The organism is Burkholderia sp. LFS061 (assembly GCF_047978125.1).
GTDB classification, from domain to species: Bacteria; Pseudomonadota; Gammaproteobacteria; order Burkholderiales; family Burkholderiaceae; genus Burkholderia; species Burkholderia pyrrocinia_C.
Genome location: NZ_JBFPFS010000055.1, coordinates 22,975 through 40,028 on the forward strand (window position 1 = coordinate 22,975; position 17,054 = coordinate 40,028).

A 17,054-nucleotide genomic window follows, 5' to 3' on the forward strand; every position below is an offset into this window, starting at 1 on the left:
CTCACTGCGTCAGCACGACGCCGCTGGCCGGCGACCACGACACGAACACGTCGTCGTTCCAGGCCGGTGCCGCGTCGGTCAACAGGTGCGAGCTCGACAGGTTCGACACGACCGTCTTGCCGCTCGGCAGGCGCACGTGATACAGCGAGTACGCGCCCATGTACGCGATGTCGGTCACGACGCCGCGCGCCCAGTTGTGCTTCGAACCCGGCTTCTCGCGCGACACGTGCACGCGCTCCGGGCGCACCGAGATGCCGACCGGCATCCCGAGCGGGCCGGTCACGCCGTGGCTCACGTACATGCGCGCCTCGAGGTCGTCGCTCTCGACGAAGATATGGTCGGGCTCGTCCTCGACGACACGCCCTTCGAACAGGTTGGTCGAGCCGATGAATTCGGCCGAGAAGCGGCTGTTCGGAAATTCGTACACCTCGCCCGGCGCGCCGATCTGCACGATCTTGCCTTCGCTCATCACCGCGAGGCGGCTCGCCATCGTCATCGCTTCTTCCTGGTCGTGCGTGACCATCACGCAGGTCACGTCGACCTTCTCGATGATGTTCACGAGTTCGAGCTGGGTCTTCTGGCGGATCTTCTTGTCGAGCGCGGACATCGGCTCGTCGAGCAGCAGCAGCTTCGGGCGCTTGACCAGCGAGCGGGCCAGCGCGACGCGCTGCTGCTGGCCGCCGGACAGCTGGTGCGGCTTGCGCTTCGCGTACTTGCTCATCTGCACGAGCGCGAGCGCATCGGCCACGCGCTCCTTGATCTCGTTCTTCGGCGTGCCTTCCTGCTTCAGGCCGAACGCGACGTTCGATTCGACCGTCATGTGCGGGAACAGCGCATACGACTGGAACATCATGTTCACCGGGCGGCGGTACGGCGGCAGCGACGCGAGGTCTTCGCCGTCGACGAAGATCTTGCCGGAGGTCGCCGTTTCCAGCCCGGCGAGCATGCGCAGCAGCGTGGACTTGCCGCAGCCCGAGCTGCCGAGCAGCGCGAACAGCTCGTTCTTCGCGATCGTCAGGTTCACGTTGTCGACGGCAGTGCTGTCGCCGAATTTCTTCACGACGTTTTCGATGCGCACGAACGCGTCGTTTTGCGTACGGGCCGCGGCGGCCGGTTGGGTCTGTCGTGCAGCAGCGGAAGAGGGTATCGATTGCATGGGAGTCACCATTCGTTCTTCACGGATTGCAGGCGTGAGCGTCCCCGCACGAGGCGCGCAACGCGACTCGCGGACAACGGCTCGTGCCGGATGGAACAGTGCGCGCGGTGCGCGCGGGCGGACGGAAGTCCGCGAATCTCAGGTGCGCAGGCGTGGAGTGATGCCTGCGCCGCCGTGATGCATGGCGATCAGTGGCCGGTTTTCAGCTGCGCCCACAGACGGTTCTCGAGGCGCAGGATGTCGGCCGGCATCGGCTTCATCAGCACCATCTTCTTCAGCACGTCTTCGGGCGGGTAGACGGTCGGGTCCTGGGCGACGGCCGGCGTGACGAACTGGTGCGCGGCCTTGTTCGCGGTCGGGTAGAACACCGTGTTGGTGATCGCCGCGTTGACCTTCGCGTCGGAGACGTAGTTGATCCACTTCAGCGCGGCCTCGGGGTGCGGCGCATCCTTCGGGATCACCATCACGTCGAACCACAGCAGGCCGCCTTCCTTCGGGTTCGAGAACTTGATGTCGTACGAGCGCTTCGCTTCCGACGAGCGGCGATGTGCGATGCCGATGTCGCCCGACCAGCCGAGCGCGACGCACACGTCGTTGTTCGCGAGGTCGTTGATGTAGCCGGACGAGTTGAACTGGGTGATGTACGGGCGGACTTTCTTCAGGACTTCGAATGCAGCCTGGTAGTCGCCGGGGTTCTTGCTGTTCGGATCCTTGCCCATGTACTGCAGCGTGGCGGCGAACACGTCGACGGCCTGGTCGAGGAACGACACGCCGCAGCCCTTCAGCTTCGCCATGTTGGCCGGATCGAACACCAGTGCCCAGCTGTCGACGGGCGCGTTGTCGCCGAGCGCTTTCTTCACTGCCTGCACGTTGTAGCCGATGCCGTCCGTGCCATAGGCCCAGGGGACGCCGTACTGGTTGCCCGGATCGGCATCGGAGATCATCTTCATCAGCAGCGGGTCGAGGTTCGCGAGGTTCGGGATCTTCGACTTGTCGAGCTTCTGGTACACGCCGGCCTGGATCTGCTTGGCCATGTAGTTCGACGTCGGCACGACGATGTCGTAGCCCGAACTGCCGGCAAGCAGCTTCGCCTGGAGCGTATCGTCGCTGTCGTAGTTGTCGTACTTGACGTGGATGCCCGTCTGCTTCTGGAAGTTCGGGATCGTGTCCGGTGCGATGTAGTCGGACCAGTTGTAGACATTCAGCTCGTCGGCGTGCGCCGACGGGCTGGCGACCGACGTGAACGCTGCCGCGGCGGCGAGGGCGGCAACAGAGCAGGCTTGGCGAAGAAAGCAGGCACGCATGGTGGAGTTCCCCTGGTTATGGCAGCGTGCGGCGCCCGCCGCACGCCTGTAGGCAAGGCCGTTACGAAATACCCAGTTGCTGGGCGGTTGCATCGACGGCCTTCTTCGCCTTCGACACGAGTTCATCGATTTCCTGACGCGAGATCACGAGCGGCGGCGACAGCAGCATCCGGTCGCCGGTCGCACGCATGATCAGGTTTCCGTTGAAGCAGAAGTCGCGGCAGATCGTGCCGACGTCGCCGCCGTTCGCGAATCGGCGGCGTTCGGCCGGCGCTTCGGCGAGCTGCAGGCTCGCGACGAGGCCGTGGCCGTGCACTTCGCCGACGATCGGGTGGCGCGCGAAGGTTTCGCGCATCAGCGCCTGGAAGTACGGGCCCGTGTCGCTCTTCACGCGCTCGACGATCCCTTCGTCGCGCAGCAGCTTCAGGTTCGCGACCGCGACGGCCGCGGCCACCGGATGACCCGAGTACGTGAGGCCGTGGTTGAATTCGCCGTTGTCGATGATCGGGCGTGCAACCCGCTCGTGGATCCCGACCGCACCCATCGGCACATAACCCGACGTGAGGCCCTTCGCCATCGTGATCAGGTCCGGCTCGAAGCCGAAGTGCTGGTGTGCGAACCATTCGCCGGTGCGGCCGAAGCCGCCGATCACTTCGTCGGCGACCAGCAGGATGTCGTACTTGCGGCAGATCCGCTGGATTTCCGGCCAGTACGTCGACGGCGGGAAGATCACGCCGCCCGCGCCCTGGAACGGCTCGCCGATGAACGCCGCGACGTTCTCCGCGCCGAGTTCGAGAATCTTCGCTTCGAGCTGCTGCGCGCGCGCGAGGCCGAACGCTTCGGGCGTTTCGCCCGGCTGCGCTTCGCCGAAGAAATATGGCTGATCGATATGCACGATGTGCTCGACCTTCGACGGCATCTGCTCGTGCATGTAGCCCATCCCGCCGAGCGTGCCGCCCGCGATCGTCGAGCCGTGGTAGCCGTTCTTGCGCGAGATCACGTATTTCTTCTGCGGCTTGCCCTGCACGCGCCAGTATTGGTGCGCGAGGCGCAGCACGGTGTCGTTGCCTTCCGAGCCGCTGTTGCAATAGAAGAAGTGGTTGAAGCCGGCGGGCGTTACTTCCGCGAGCATCGCCGACAGTTCGATCACCGGCGGGTGCGTCGTCTTGAAGAAGGTGTTGTAGAACGGCAGTTCCTGCAGCTGGCGATACGCGGCATCGGCGAGTTCCTTGCGGCCGTAGCCGACGTTCACGCACCAGAGGCCGGCCATCCCGTCGATGATCTTGTTGCCGTCCGAGTCCCACAGGTAGACGCCGTCGGCCTTTACGATCACGCGGCTGCCCGCGCGGTTCAGCGCGCCCATGTCCGAGAACGGGTGGATGTGGTGCGCGGCGTCGAGCGCGCGGTATTCGGCGGTGGAGCGTGCCTGCGTCGCGCGCGGCGCGGCGGCCGGCTCGGCCGGCTGGATCCAGGCAGATTCGTTGCGGTAAGTCATGTTTCCTCCGTGATTCCGTATGGCGGTTGTGCGCGCGCTTAGACGTGCAGCAGCAGGTGGCGGCGTTCCCACGAGCTGATCACGCGGAAGAACGCTTCGTATTCGGTTTCCTTCAGCGCGAAATACGCCTTCAGGAACTTTTGGCCGAGGATTTCGCCGAGCGGCTCGCACGCGGCCATCAGCGTCAGCCCTTCCTCGAGGTTGCGCGGCAGCTGGTACGGCAGTTCGTAGCCGTCGCTGACGAGCGGCTCGGTCGGCTCCAGGCGCTGCGTCATGCCGAGGTAGCCGGCCGCAAGCGTCGCGGCGAGCGCGAGGTACGGGTTGCAGTCGACGCCCGGGATGCGGTTCTCGATGCGGCGCGCCGACGGGCCCGAGTGCGGGATGCGGAAGCCGACCGTGCGGTTGTCGTAGCCCCACTGAACGTTGATCGGCGCGGCCATGAAGCGCGACAGGCGGCGATACGAGTTGATGTACGGCGCGAAGATCGGCATCAGCGCCGGCGTGTACTTCTGCAGCCCCGCGAGGTAGTTGTAGAACATCGACGTCGCGCCGCCGGTTTCCTGCGACGTGAACAGGTTCTGGCCCGTTTCCTCGTCGACGATGCTCTGGTGCACGTGCATCGCCGAACCCGGCTCGTTCTCCATCGGCTTGGCCATGAACGTCGCGTACATGTTGTGACGCAGCGCGGCCTCGCGCACCGTGCGCTTGAACAGGAACACCTGGTCGGCCAGCGACAGCGCGTCGCCGTGCATGAAGTTGATCTCCATCTGCGCGGCGCCGACTTCGTGGATCAGCGTGTCGATGTCGAGGTTCTGTGCTTCGCAGTACTCGTAGATGTCCTCGAACAGCGGATCGAACTCGTTGACGGCCTCGATCGAATACGACTGGCGGCCCGTTTCGGGGCGTCCCGTGCGGCCGACCGGGGGGCGCAGCGGCAGGTCGGGGTCCTTGTTCATGTCGACCAGATAGAACTCGAGCTCCGGTGCGACGACGGGCTTCCAGCCCTTCGCCTTGTACAGCTCGAGCACGCGGCGCAGCACGTAGCGCGGCGAGATCTCGACCGGCGAGCCGTCGAAATGCACGCAGTCGTGGATCACCTGCGCGGTCGGGTCGACGGCCCACGGGATCAGGCGGATCGTCGACTCGTCGGGCACGCACACCATGTCGGGATCGGTCACGCCGGTCAGCGAGCCGTCTTCCGGATATTCGCCGGTGACGGTCTGCACCATCACGGCCTGCGGCAGCCGCATCGACTCGCCGGACGTGAACTTGTTGCGCGGCGTGATCTTGCCGCGCGCGATGCCGGCCATGTCGGGAATGATCGCCTCGACTTCGGTGATCCGGTGTTGCTTCAGAAAACTTTCGATGTCTTGCATGTCTGTTCTCGTAAGTGGGTCGGCGCGCTCAGGCGAGCGCGGCGGCGGCCGTGGCGCGCGTGCGGGCAGTGCGGCGGGCGCGGCAGGCGTCGCCGAAGGCGCGGAAGATCGCGCTCGACAGCGGATCCTGCGCATGCCGCCATTCCGGGTGCCATTGCACGGCGAGTGCGAAAGCCGGGGCATCGACGACGCTGACGGCCTCGATCAGGCCGTCCGGTGCGACCGCCTCGACGGCGAGGCCGGAGCCGAGCTGCGCGATGCCCTGCTGGTGCAGCGAGTTCACGCGCACTTCATCGCGGCCGCCGGCGAGCGCGTGCAGCTTGCCGCCGGGCGTCAGGTGCACGACGTGTGCGGGGCCGTATTGCGTGTCCATCGGCGCGGCGTTGTCCTCGCGGTGATCGGCGAGGCCCGGCACGTCGTGCACGCGCTGGTGCAGCGTGCCGCCGTAGACGACGTTCAGCTCCTGGAAGCCGCGGCAGACGGCGAGCACCGGCACGCCCGCGGCGATCGCCGCACGCAGCAGCGGCAGCGTCGTCGCATCGCGTGCCGGGTCGTGCTTCGTGCCGGGTGCGCTCGGCTCGCCGCCGTACAGGTGCGGCTCGACGTTCGAGTAGCTGCCGGTAAACAGCAGGCCGTCGACCGTGTCGAGGATGTCGTCAGCCGACTGGCGCTCGCCGAGCGCGGGCAGCACCATCGCGAGCGCCTGCGCGCCGTCGACGATCGCGGCGACGTATTTGTCGCCGACCGTATGCGACGCGTGTGCGCCGATTTGCGTGTGGTCGGCGGTGATGCCGACGAGGGGTTTCCTTTCCATGACGTCAATCAGTAATCCGTAGGGCTGTGGCGTGCGTCGGGTCGGATATTGCAAAACGCAGGCACGACACGGCCCCGCAGCCTGGCGCAGAGCGCAAGGCCGCTGGTGAATGGGCGCAGCAGGATGACGTGGCGATCCGCGCTGCGCGCGACGATCAGGCCGTCGTTCGTTCGGATGCGATACGCGACGCGGCAACGAATGCGCGAACGCGTTCCGTCACCGCATGGACGATGCGGTTGGCGAATCGGCAAACGAAACGAACGACGTAAAGAAAGGAGAGGCGCTACGGCAGCAGCGACGCCACTTCGTCGGTATCGACGGCGACGAATGCGCGTGCGGAAACGGCGTTGTGGCGCCGAACGGAACGACGGGACAGGATGGTGTAGATCGACAGATGCTGCAGGCGAGGACTATGCCAGCCGCAACTGCCATCGGAAGGGGACGCCGCGCTGCGCGAACTTCGCGCCACGCTTCGATCCCACCTCACCAGAGGGCCACGGACTCTCACGATTACACTCGACTGGGTTGTTGAAAGTATTGAACACCTGACCGTTTCGACGCGCTGGGCGTTTAAAATAATCAAGGCGCCGGTTACACGTCATTTACATTGATGGGCATCAATTTTTGCGTTGCAATAACGCGTTTTGCTGCCTGTGAAAGCCAAATGACGCTGACCTGAGAGCCAGCATATACGAGCCAAAAACGGCGTCAAATGTTTTTTAACGGTCCTGTATCAGGGCTTTCCCGAGCAGTGAAAACAAAGATTCGCAAAAGGAATAATCGGGGCGGTGTTCATTATTTCGAACGCCTTTCAGGGTTTTCCCGGCTGATGCACGGCATAAAGTGATTAGAATATTCAACGGCTGTCCACTGCGTCGTTTCACTTTGTCATCGCACTTATCGTGTCCGAAACCGAATCGATGTCCACCGAAGTCGCCGAGCGCCTGCGTTTCGTGCGCAACAAGCATGGCCTGTCGCAGCGCGAACTCGCGAAGCGCGCCGGCGTGACCAACGGCACGATCTCGCTGATCGAACAGGGCCGTGTGAGCCCGTCGGTCGGCTCGCTGAAGAAGCTGCTCGAATGCATCCCGATGAGTCTCGCGGAGTTCTTTACGTTCGAGCTCGTCGAATCGCGCACGGTCGTATCGCGTCGCGCCGAGATGCCGAACCTCGGCAACGACACGCTCGCGTTTCATCTGGTCGGCGCGAGCGTGAAGGACCGCAACATGTGCATCCTGCGCGAGATCTACCAGCCGCACGCCGATACGGGGCCCGAGATGCTCGTGCACGCGGGGCACGAGGGCGGCGTCGTCGTATCGGGCCGGCTCGAGCTGACCGTCGACGGCGCGACGTGGCTGCTCGACCCCGGAGACGGCTACTACTTCGAAAGCCGTTTGCCGCACCGTTTTCGCAATCCCAGCGCGGAACAGATCTGCGAGGTCGTATCGGCCAATTCGCCGGCAACCTTCTGACCGCGCGTCACCGCATTCGCGGCCGGCCGCGCATGATGCGCGCGGCGCGTCGCACCGCGAATGCCACAACATTGAGGCATCCTGATGAACAAGTTGACTTTGAATGACTGGCAGGACAAGGCGGCGTCGCTCAAGATCGAAGGGCGCGCATTCATCGACGGCGCGTCGCGCGACGCGCTCGGCGGCAAGACGTTCGACTGCGTGAGCCCGATCGACGGCCGCGTGCTGGCGAAGGTCGCCGATTGCGGCGAAGCCGACGTGAACGCGGCGGTCGCGGCCGCGCGCCGCGCGTTCGACGCGGGCGTATGGGCCGGCCTGAACCCGCGTGCGCGCAAGGCCGTGCTGCTGCGCTGGGCCGCACTGATGCACGAGCATCTCGACGAACTGTCGCTGCTCGAGACGCTCGACGCGGGCAAGCCGATCGGCGACACGACGACGGTCGACGTGCCGGGCGCCGCGTATTGCGTCGAATGGTTTGCGGAAGCGATCGACAAGGTCGGCGGCGAAGTCGCGCCGGCCGATCATCATCTCGTCGGTCTCGTCACGCGCGAGCCGGTCGGCGTGGTGGCGGCCGTCGTGCCGTGGAACTTCCCGATCCTGATGGCCGCATGGAAGTTCGGCCCCGCGCTCGCGGCCGGCAACAGCGTCGTGCTGAAGCCGTCGGAGAAGTCGCCGCTGACCGCGATTCGCGTCGCACAGCTCGCGTACGAAGCCGGCATCCCGGCCGGCGTGTTCAACGTCGTGCCGGGCGCAGGCGAACCCGGCAAGCTGCTCGCGTTGCATCGCGACGTCGACTGCATCGCGTTCACCGGCTCGACGGCGGTCGGCAAGCTGATCATGCAGTACGCCGCGCAGTCGAATTTGAAGCGCGCATGGCTCGAACTCGGCGGCAAGTCGCCGAACATCGTGCTTCCCGATTGTCCCGATCTCGACCGAGCCGCGCAGGCCGCGGCCGGCGCGATCTTCTACAACATGGGCGAGATGTGCACGGCCGGCTCGCGGCTGCTCGTGCATCGCGACATCAAGGACGTATTCATCGAGAAGCTCGTGGCGGCCGCGCGGGCTTACGTGCCCGGCAACCCGCTCGATCCGTCGGTGTCGATGGGCGCGATCGTCGATGGCATCCAGCTCGAGCGCGTGCTCGGTTATATCGAGGCGGGGCGCAGCGAAGGCAGGCTCGTCACGGGCGGTGCGCGCGTGAAGGAGGAGACTGGCGGCTTCTATGTCGAGCCGACGGTGTTCGAGGTGAAGCCCGATGCGAAGATCGCGCGCGAGGAGATCTTCGGGCCCGTGCTGTCGGTGATCGTGTTCGACGACGTCGACGAGGCCGTGCGGATCGCTAACGACACCGAATACGGGCTGGCCGCGGCCGTATGGACGTCGAACCTGACGACCGCGCACGACGTGTCGCGCCGGCTGCGCGCGGGCACGGTGTGGGTGAACTGCTACGACGAGGGCGGCGACATGAACTTCCCGTTCGGCGGCTACAAGCAGTCGGGCAACGGCCGCGACAAGTCGCTGCATGCGCTCGAGAAGTACACCGAGCTGAAGTCGACGCTGATCCGGCTGCGCTGACGCGATGCCGCGGGCGCAGCATCGCCAGGCGGTGCGCCCGCGGCCCGCAGCCAGAAGTCCGCGTTATGCGGTGCGCAGCGCGGGGTGGAAGCCGGCGGCTTCGATGATCGACTGCACGCGCTCGGCGCCTTGCGCCGATTCGACCTTGACGATCTTCGTCGCGACGTCGATATCGAGCTTCGCGGCGGGATCGGCGGCCGTCACCGCGCGCGTGATTGCATTGGCGCAGCCGCCGCAGGTCATGTCCTGGACTTCGAATTCCATCGTGTTCTCCTGAGTTGACGATTGACGAGCAGGGTCAGCATGAAGCTTGCCATGGTGGGAAGGTCAAGCGCATTCATGCAGCCCGATGCATGCGTTGTCGCCCGGCGCGGCGAAATGATTCGTCAGGGTGATGTCAGACAAATAGGAGGACAGTCGCATGTGTCAGTCGGAATCTTTCCCGATTGACGCCGATGCGCGGCCGCCACCATGCGATGAGCGCCTTGCCTGGCAACGCACGGCACGCACTTGTGAAGCGCTATCTCCATAACGGAAGTAAGGGTACGCGATATGGAAATGCGAATCGATCTTACTATCAATGTCCTTCGATATTTCATTTCGCTACGCATATGAACTGTTTCGCACTGGGTTTCGCCGCTGTCCTGCTGGGCGCGTCGGCCGCCACCGCATTCGCCGCCGACGACGTCGTCAACCTGACGCTGAAGGACCACAAGTTTTCGCCCGAAGGCGTGACGATTCCGGCCGGCAAGAAAGTGAAGTTCGTCGTGAAGAACCTCGATGCGACGCCCGCGGAATTCGAGAGCGACGACTTCAAGGCCGAGAAGGTCATTCCCGCCGGCAAGTCGGTCGAGATCCTGGTCGGGCCGCTGAAGGCCGGTACCTACGAGTTCCACGACGAGTATCACGAAGCGCAGTCGAAGACCCACCTGACCGTCAAGTAAGCGAATCCCGCCATGCTGTCTACCGCGCTGATTGTCTTTCGTGAAGTGCTCGAGGCCGCGCTGGTGGTCTCGATCGTGATGGCCGCCACGAAGGGCGTGCCGCGGCGCGGCTGGTGGGTCGGCGGCGGGCTCGTCGGCGGCGTGGTCGGCGCGGGCCTGATCGCGGCGTTCGCCGACGTGATCTCGCAGTGGGCGGCCGGCATGGGGCAGGAAGTATTCAACGCGGGCGTGATGTTCGTCGCGACGCTGATGCTGGCCTGGCACTGCATCTGGATGAGCCGGCACGGCCGCGAGATGGCGCTGCACATGGGCGAAGTCGGACGGGCCGTCGCGGCCGGCAGCCGGCCGCTGACGGGGCTGGCGATCGTGGTCGGCGTCGCGGTGCTGCGCGAAGGCTCCGAGGCCGTGCTGTTCCTGTACGGCATCGCCGCGGGCGATCCGGGGCAGACGCCGCAGATGGTCGTCGGCGGGCTGCTCGGCGTGCTCGGCGGAGCCGGGCTCGGTTATGCGATGTATGCGGGCCTGCTGCAGATTCCGCTGAAGCGCCTGTTCTCCGTTACCAACGTGCTGATCGTGCTGCTGGCGGCCGGGATGGCGAGCCAGTGCGTCGGTTTCCTGCTGGCGGCCGGCCTCGTGCCGTCGTGGGGCGATGCGATCTGGGACACGTCGTGGCTGCTGAAGGAGTCGAGTATCGTCGGCAAGGCGCTGCATACGCTGATCGGCTATACCGCGCGTCCGGCGGGCATCCAGATCGCCGCGTACGTCGCGACGCTGGCGGCGATCGTCGTGCTGACGCGGCTCGTCGGTCGTCCGCAGGCGACGATGAGGCCGCCACGGCATGCCGCGTGAGTTTTCCCGGGTTCGAACGAAAGAAGGGGCGTCCATGACGCCCCTTCTTTCGTTTGCGGCTCGCGGTCAAGCCCGCGGTCGGCTGCGCGTCGGTCAGCGGTGGCTGTCGATCCACGCGCGGGCCCATTCGAGTCCGGCCTCGCGCGCGTCGTCCTCGGTGTCGAATACGCCGAGCACGCCGGACGCTTCGACGAGCTTGTTGTTCTGCGTGATGGTGCCGCTCGCCGCGAAGCGTTCGGGCTGCAGGATCTCGTCCTGCTGCAGGATAGCGTGGCCCCAGATCTGGTAGCCGAGGTAGTTTTGCGCTTCCATTATCGAGTCACCTCCGCGGAGCGGTTGTGCGTGCCGACCCGCAGCACGTTGCCGTCCGGCGTGTATTGCCGGGGGATGTCGGAGAAGTTGAGCGCGTGCGTCTCGTCGGGGCCGGCGGGCTGCATCACCGTGAGACGGCCCGGCGCGGGCTGCGCGACGGGGCGCGGTGCGACCGGCGCCTCGGCCGCGGCGGGCGGGCGAGGCGAGCCGGCTTTCACGGTTTGCGTGACACGACGCTTGTGCGGTTTCGCAGCGGCTTTCGGCGTTGCGCTCGCGTGCTTCTCGGCGCTCTTGCCGGCGCGTGCGGGCGCGGCCGGCGTACGGGCTTCCGGCGTATGTGCCACCGGCTTCCGCGCCTCGGGCGGGTTCCAGACCTCGACGTAGTGCTCGGCGGCCCAGCCCGTCGACGCGAACGTCAGCGCCAGCAATCCGCATCCAAACAGTCTTACCATTGTCTCTCCGTCTGTCTCGTTGGTGCGCCGTGCCGGCTGCGCCGATCGGTCTTTCGCCTTACTCCACCGTCACCGATTTCGCGAGGTTCCGCGGCTTGTCGACGTCGGTGCCGCGCGCACACGCGGTGTGATACGCGAGCAGCTGCAGCGGCACGACGTGCAGGATCGGCGACAGTTGCCCGTAGTGTTCCGGCATCCGGATCACGTGCAGGCCGTCGTCGTTGACGATCTGCGTATCGGCATCGGCGAATACGTACAGCTCGCCGCCGCGCGCACGCACTTCCTGCATGTTCGACTTCAGCTTCTCGAGCAGCGTGTCGTTCGGCGCGACCGTGACGACCGGCATCGCTTCGGTGACGAGCGCGAGCGGCCCGTGCTTCAGTTCGCCGGCCGGATAGGCCTCGGCGTGGATGTACGAGATTTCCTTCAGCTTCAGCGCGCCTTCGAGCGCGATCGGGTAGTGCAGCCCGCGGCCGAGGAACAGCGCGTTTTCCTTGCGCGCGAATTCCTCGGACCACGCGATGATCTGCGGTTCGAGCGCGAGCACGCTGTTCAGCGCGGCCGGCAGGTGGCGCAGCTGCTTCAGGAATTCGGCTTCCTGCGCGGCGTCGACGTGCCCGCGCAGCTTGCCGAGCGTCGCGGCCAGCACGAACAGCGCGACGAGCTGCGTGGTGAACGCCTTGGTCGACGCAACGCCGATCTCGGTGCCCGCGTGCGTCAGGAACTGCATTTCGGTCAGGCGCACCATCGCGCTCGTCGCGACGTTACAGACCGCGAGCGTATGCGTGTGGCCGAGCGACTGCGCGTGCTTGAGCGCCGCGAGCGTATCGGCGGTCTCGCCCGACTGCGAGATCACGAGCACGAGCTGGCGCGGGTTCGGCACCGATTCGCGGTACCGGTATTCGCTCGCGATCTCGACCTGGGTCGGAATCTTCGCGATCGATTCGAGCCAGTACTTCGCGGTGAGGCCCGAGTAGTAGCTCGTGCCGCACGCGAGGATCAGCAGGCTGTCGATATCCGCGAACGCGGCGGGCGCGGCGTCGCCGAACAGCGTCGCGTCGAACGCGTCGGTCTGCGGCACGGTATCGCCGATCGCGCGCGGCTGCTCGAAGATTTCCTTCTGCATGAAGTGGCGATAGGGCCCAAGCTCGACCGCGCCGCCGTATGCGCTGACCACGCGGATTTCGCGCTGCACGGTGGCGCCGTGGCGGTCGACGATCTTCACGCCGTCGAGCGACAGCTCGCACACGTCGCCTTCCTCGAGGAACGTGAAGCGGTCGGTGCTGCCCGCGAGCGCGAGCGCATCGGACGCGAGGAAGTTCTCGCCGTCGCCGTGGCCGACGACGAGCGGCGAACCCTGGCGCGCGCCGACGACGGTGTGCGGCTGGTCCTTGTGGATCACGGCGATCGCATACGCGCCGTGCAGCTGCTGCACGGCTTCGCGCACCGCGTCGAACAGGTTGCCGCGGTACAGGCTGTGCACGAGGTGCGCGATCACTTCGGTGTCGGTCTGCGACACGAATTCGTAGCCCTTCGCGCGCAGCGCTTCGCGCAGCGGCTCGAAGTTCTCGATGATGCCGTTGTGGACGAGCGCGAGCGCGTCCGACGAGAAGATCGGGTGCGCGTTGTGCGTGACGGGCGCGCCGTGCGTCGCCCAGCGCGTGTGCGCGACGCCGGTCGTGCCTTCGAGGTGCGATTCGCGCACCTGCGCGTCGAGATCGGCGACGCGCGCGACGCTGCGCGCGCGCTTCGGAGCGCCCGGCTCGAGCACGGCGACGCCGCACGAGTCGTAGCCACGGTATTCGAGGCGCCGCAATCCTTCGATCAGCACCGGAACGATATTACGCTGCGCAACTGCGCCGACAATGCCGCACATGTATGGGTCAGTCCTGTAAGTCGACGCGGGCGCCGTCGGGGCGCCCGCAAAGGGTTCAGCTCTTCTTCTTGACCGGGCGGACGTAGCCGCTCTTCGTGGTCTGGGTCTTCTCGTTCAATGCGAGCAGGCCGTCGGCAACGTCCTTCCAGATCGTCGTGCCGGCCGCGATCGTCACGCCGCGGCCGACGCGCACGGGCGCGACGAGCTGAGTGTCGGAGCCGACGAACACGTCGTCCTCGATCACGGTGCGGAACTTGTTCGCGCCGTCGTAGTTGCAGGTGATCGTGCCCGCGCCGATGTTCACGCGCGCGCCGATGTCGGCGTCGCCGATGTACGTGAGGTGGTTCGCCTTCGAGCCGTGGCCGATCACCGCATTCTTCACCTCGACGAAGTTGCCGACGTGCGCTTCGTCCGCGAGCTGTGCGCCGGGGCGCAGCCGCGCGTACGGGCCGATCACGGTGTTCGCGCCGAGCTCGGCGCCGTCGATGTGCGAGAACGCGTCGATGCGCGTGCCGGCGCCGACCGACGCGTTGCGGATCACGCAGTTCGCGCCGATCGTCACGTTGTCGGCGAGCGTCACGTTGCCTTCGAACACGCAGTTCACGTCGATCGACACGTCGCGGCCGCAGCGCAGCGTGCCGCGTACGTCGACGCGCGCCGGATCGGCGAGCGTGACGCCGTCGACGAGCAGCGCTTGCGCGACATTGTGCTGGTGGATGCGCTCGAGTTCGGCGAGCTGCGCCTTGCTGTTCACGCCGAGCGTTTCCCATTCGTCGTCCGGCTGCGCCGTGACGACCTCGAAGCCGGCCTCGATCGCGAGCTCGACGACGTCGGTCAGGTAGTACTCGCCCTGCGCGTTTTCGTTCTTCAGCGCGCCGAGCCACATCGACAGCTGGGCCGTGGGCGTGACGATGATGCCGGTGTTGATCTCGGCGATCTTCAACTGTTCCGGCGACGCGTCCTTCTGCTCGACGATGCGCGTGACGAAGCCTGCCGCGTCGCGCACGATGCGGCCATAGCCGGTCGGATCGTCGAGCGTGACGGTCAGAATTCCGTAGCGGCCGTCGCGCGCGGCGTCGACGAGATGTCGCAGCGTCGACGCGCGGGTGAGCGGCACGTCGCCGTACAGCACGAGCGTCGGTTGCGCGGGATCGAGCAGCGGCAGCGCCTGGCGCACCGCGTGGCCGGTGCCGAGCTGCTCGGCCTGTACCGCGAACTGGACGTCGGGCGCGGCGACGGCAGCCTGGACCCGCTCGGCGCCGTGACCGACGACGACGACGAGCCGGGACGGCTGCAGCGTGCGCGCGGTGTCGATGACGTGGGAGAGGAGCGGCCTGCCGGCCAGGGGGTGAAGCACTTTCGGCAGCGCGGAACGCATGCGCTTGCCGGTGCCTGCCGCCAAAATCACGATATTCATGGCGCCAGCTTGTCAGAGGAGTTCGAAGCCGTCCATTTTAGCATGCGGCCCCCGCCGTTCCGGGCCCGCCGCGCGGGCCCGGCGGCGCCGGAAAGCGCGGCTGGCGCCCCGTTCCGGCGGGTCTTCCGACCCCGCTTACAGGTCGTCGAACTGGACGATCGAGATCGGTTGCGCGGCGCCCGGCGCCGCGGCGTCGTCGCCCGACGCGCACGGTTCCTCGTCGAACGCGATGTCGCCCTGCGGATCGGCAACGCCCGTCGCGCGCAGCGACGTGAACGGGAACAGCGTCGTGTCCATCAGGTGCGACGGCACGACCTTCGCGAGCGCGTTGAACATGTTCTCGACGCGGCCCGGGAAGCGCTTGTCCCATTCGCGGATCAGCGCCTTCATTTCCGCGCGCTTCAGGTTCGGCTGGCTGCCGCACAGGTTGCACGGGATGATCGGGAATTCGCGCAGCTCCGCGTATTTCTCGAGATCGGTTTCCTTCACGTACGCGAGCGGGCGGATCACGATGTTCTTGCCGTCGTCCGACTGCAGCTTCGGCGGCATCCCCTTCAGCTTGCCGCCGTAGAACATGTTGAGCAGCAGCGTCTGCACGATGTCGTCGCGGTGGTGGCCGAGCGCGATCTTGGTCGCGCCGAGCTCGCCGGCCACGCGGTACAGGATCCCGCGGCGCAGCCGCGAGCACAGCGAGCAGGTCGTCTTGCCTTCGGGCACGAGCCGCTTGACGATGCTGTAGGTGTCCTGGTTCTCGATATGGAACGGCACGCCGACCTGCTTCAGGTATTCGGGCAGCACGTGCTCGGGGAAGCCCGGCTGCTTCTGGTCGAGGTTCACCGCGACGATGTCGAAGTCGATCGGCGCGCGCTCGCGCAGGCGCAGCAGCACGTCGAGCATCGCGTAGCTGTCCTTGCCGCCCGACAGGCAGACCATCACCTTGTCGCCGTGCTCGATCATGTTGTAGTCGCCGATCGCCTGGCCGACCTGGCGCACGATCCGCTTGAACAGCTTGTTGTTCTCGTACGCTTCCTTCTGCTCGCGGCGCGTCAGCGCCTGGCGGCCGGCCGGGGCCGCCGCGTCGAGGGTGGCGGCGTCGGCCGCCGTGTCGTTCATGTGGGGGGCGTTCATGCGCGCTCCTCGTCCTTGATGCGAAAGACTTCGACGCCGACGGCGTCGCAGTCCGGATAGGCGTCCGGTTTCTCGGTACAGACGCGTACCGCGCGCACGGCATCGTGCGCCAGCAGGTGCGCGGCGATCGCGTCGCACAGCGTTTCCTGCAGGTGGATGTGGCCGCGCGCCATGCATTGCGCGACGCTCTGCTTCATCAGGTCGTAGTCGACGACTTCATGGAGACGATCGTCGACGGGGGTGGACAGCGCGAGCGGCACGAACAGGTCGACGTTGATGACGACGCGCTGCTCGCCGCGCTTCTCGTGTTCGAAGGCACCGATGTTGATGTGCACCTCGTAATCGCGCAGGTAGAGCCTGCGGCAATCCGCGAGGCGGGGGTGCAGGAGAGCGGAAAACATGGTCGTCCCAGTCAAATTGGCGTGCGCGCACGCAAAGCGGCGCGGGCGGCGGCAGTCAGGCCGCGCGCCCGCGGTTCATTCATTCGGGCCGGCGGCGGGCGGCACGAGGTGCTCGCCGCCGTCGACGGTCAGCGTCGCGCCCGTGACGCCGGGCGCGCTCGCTAGATAGCAGGCGGCCGCCGCGATGTCGTCCGCATGCGCCGCGTGGCCGCGCACCAGCGCCGCGACCCGCACTTTCGGCGCGAGCGCGAGCGCCAGCGCCGACGTCGCGCGGTTCAGCGCGGCCTGCATCAGGGCGTGCGACAACTGCGCCGGCGCCGGGTGAAACAGTGCCTGGTCCAGCACGTGGATCGCGCACGCGCGCAGCGCTTCGTGCTCGCGCGCGGCGTCGGGCGTCGCATCGGCGAGCGCGCGGGCCAGCGCGAGCGGCGCCGTCACGTTGCGCGCGAGCGCGCCGGCGAGCGACGCGCCGTCCACCGTGTG

At 66.5% G+C, this 17,054-nt stretch carries 18 protein-coding genes; 4 read left to right on the forward strand and 14 right to left on the reverse strand.

The window, feature by feature from the left end; genetic code table 11:
- Position 1: 1 nt before the first annotated feature.
- The 6 genes from ACNQQL_RS31495 to ACNQQL_RS31520 form a co-directional block, all read right to left on the reverse strand.
- A complete protein-coding gene (locus ACNQQL_RS31495; RefSeq protein WP_347068137.1) occupies positions 2-1,156 on the reverse strand; it encodes an ABC transporter ATP-binding protein in 1,155 nt (384 codons plus the stop codon).
- 188 nt (positions 1,157-1,344) lie between these two features.
- Positions 1,345-2,460 (reverse strand): polyamine ABC transporter substrate-binding protein, encoded by a 1,116-nt coding sequence (locus tag ACNQQL_RS31500; protein WP_310135496.1) that lies wholly within the window; start codon positions 2,458-2,460, stop codon positions 1,345-1,347.
- A 61-nt stretch (positions 2,461-2,521) separates the two neighbouring features.
- Complete coding sequence (locus tag ACNQQL_RS31505; protein WP_347068139.1) at positions 2,522-3,955, reverse strand: aspartate aminotransferase family protein; 1,434 nt, start codon at positions 3,953-3,955, stop codon at positions 2,522-2,524.
- Between the two features lie 38 nt (positions 3,956-3,993).
- Entirely contained in the window at positions 3,994-5,331 is a 1,338-nt protein-coding gene (locus ACNQQL_RS31510; RefSeq protein WP_072437501.1) for a glutamine synthetase family protein, read from the reverse strand.
- Positions 5,332-5,359: 28 nt separating this feature from the next.
- Positions 5,360-6,145 (reverse strand): gamma-glutamyl-gamma-aminobutyrate hydrolase family protein, encoded by a 786-nt coding sequence (locus ACNQQL_RS31515; protein WP_204424856.1) that lies wholly within the window; start codon positions 6,143-6,145, stop codon positions 5,360-5,362.
- Between the two features lie 283 nt (positions 6,146-6,428).
- Positions 6,429-6,653 carry a hypothetical protein gene (locus tag ACNQQL_RS31520; RefSeq protein ID WP_072437498.1) on the reverse strand — a complete coding sequence of 75 codons (225 nt, stop codon included), beginning with the start codon at positions 6,651-6,653 and terminating at the stop codon, positions 6,429-6,431.
- Positions 6,654-7,065: 412 nt separating this feature from the next.
- Here ACNQQL_RS31520 and ACNQQL_RS31525 point away from each other — a divergent pair, with 412 nt between their 5' ends.
- Both ACNQQL_RS31525 and ACNQQL_RS31530 read left to right on the forward strand, forming a co-directional pair.
- On the forward strand, positions 7,066-7,617 hold the full coding sequence (locus ACNQQL_RS31525) for a cupin domain-containing protein (RefSeq protein WP_072437665.1): 552 nt from the start codon (positions 7,066-7,068) through the stop codon (positions 7,615-7,617).
- Between the two features lie 84 nt (positions 7,618-7,701).
- Positions 7,702-9,192, forward strand: coding sequence for an aldehyde dehydrogenase (locus tag ACNQQL_RS31530; protein WP_347068143.1), 1,491 nt, complete (start codon positions 7,702-7,704; stop codon positions 9,190-9,192).
- A gap of 63 nt (positions 9,193-9,255) precedes the next feature.
- On the opposite strand, the gene ACNQQL_RS31535 is transcribed toward ACNQQL_RS31530, so the two are convergent.
- Complete coding sequence (locus tag ACNQQL_RS31535; RefSeq protein ID WP_047899211.1) at positions 9,256-9,456, reverse strand: heavy-metal-associated domain-containing protein; 201 nt, start codon at positions 9,454-9,456, stop codon at positions 9,256-9,258.
- A 347-nt stretch (positions 9,457-9,803) separates the two neighbouring features.
- On the opposite strand from ACNQQL_RS31535, the gene ACNQQL_RS31540 reads away from it, so the two are divergent.
- Entirely contained in the window at positions 9,804-10,136 is a 333-nt protein-coding gene (locus ACNQQL_RS31540) for a cupredoxin domain-containing protein (protein WP_347068145.1), read from the forward strand.
- A gap of 12 nt (positions 10,137-10,148) precedes the next feature.
- The gene (locus tag ACNQQL_RS31545; RefSeq protein WP_347068147.1) at positions 10,149-10,985 is read left to right on the forward strand and encodes an FTR1 family iron permease; all 837 of its coding nucleotides are present in this window, start codon (positions 10,149-10,151) and stop codon (positions 10,983-10,985) included.
- Positions 10,986-11,078: 93 nt separating this feature from the next.
- On the opposite strand, the gene ACNQQL_RS31550 is transcribed toward ACNQQL_RS31545, so the two are convergent.
- From ACNQQL_RS31550 to ACNQQL_RS31580, 7 genes are all read right to left on the reverse strand, one after another.
- A complete protein-coding gene (locus tag ACNQQL_RS31550) occupies positions 11,079-11,297 on the reverse strand; it encodes a hypothetical protein (protein WP_072437493.1) in 219 nt (72 codons plus the stop codon).
- A complete protein-coding gene (locus ACNQQL_RS31555) occupies positions 11,297-11,749 on the reverse strand; it encodes a hypothetical protein (protein ID WP_347068149.1) in 453 nt (150 codons plus the stop codon). The genes ACNQQL_RS31550 and ACNQQL_RS31555 overlap by 1 nt, the downstream gene beginning before the upstream one ends.
- Before the next feature lie 58 nt (positions 11,750-11,807).
- The gene (gene glmS, locus ACNQQL_RS31560; protein ID WP_072437486.1) at positions 11,808-13,625 is read right to left on the reverse strand and encodes a glutamine--fructose-6-phosphate transaminase (isomerizing); all 1,818 of its coding nucleotides are present in this window, start codon (positions 13,623-13,625) and stop codon (positions 11,808-11,810) included.
- 55 nt (positions 13,626-13,680) lie between these two features.
- Positions 13,681-15,042 carry a bifunctional UDP-N-acetylglucosamine diphosphorylase/glucosamine-1-phosphate N-acetyltransferase GlmU gene (glmU, locus tag ACNQQL_RS31565; protein WP_072437484.1) on the reverse strand — a complete coding sequence of 454 codons (1,362 nt, stop codon included), beginning with the start codon at positions 15,040-15,042 and terminating at the stop codon, positions 13,681-13,683.
- A gap of 135 nt (positions 15,043-15,177) precedes the next feature.
- On the reverse strand, positions 15,178-16,170 hold the full coding sequence (ttcA, locus tag ACNQQL_RS31570) for a tRNA 2-thiocytidine(32) synthetase TtcA (protein WP_034179228.1): 993 nt from the start codon (positions 16,168-16,170) through the stop codon (positions 15,178-15,180).
- Positions 16,167-16,571, reverse strand: coding sequence for a dihydroneopterin aldolase (locus ACNQQL_RS31575; protein WP_072437480.1), 405 nt, complete (start codon positions 16,569-16,571; stop codon positions 16,167-16,169). Before ACNQQL_RS31575 ends, ttcA begins: the two co-directional genes overlap by 4 nt.
- A 75-nt stretch (positions 16,572-16,646) precedes the next feature.
- A partial coding sequence (locus ACNQQL_RS31580) for a Rossmann fold domain-containing protein (RefSeq protein ID WP_347068152.1) occupies positions 16,647-17,054 on the reverse strand: 408 nt, incomplete at its 5' end.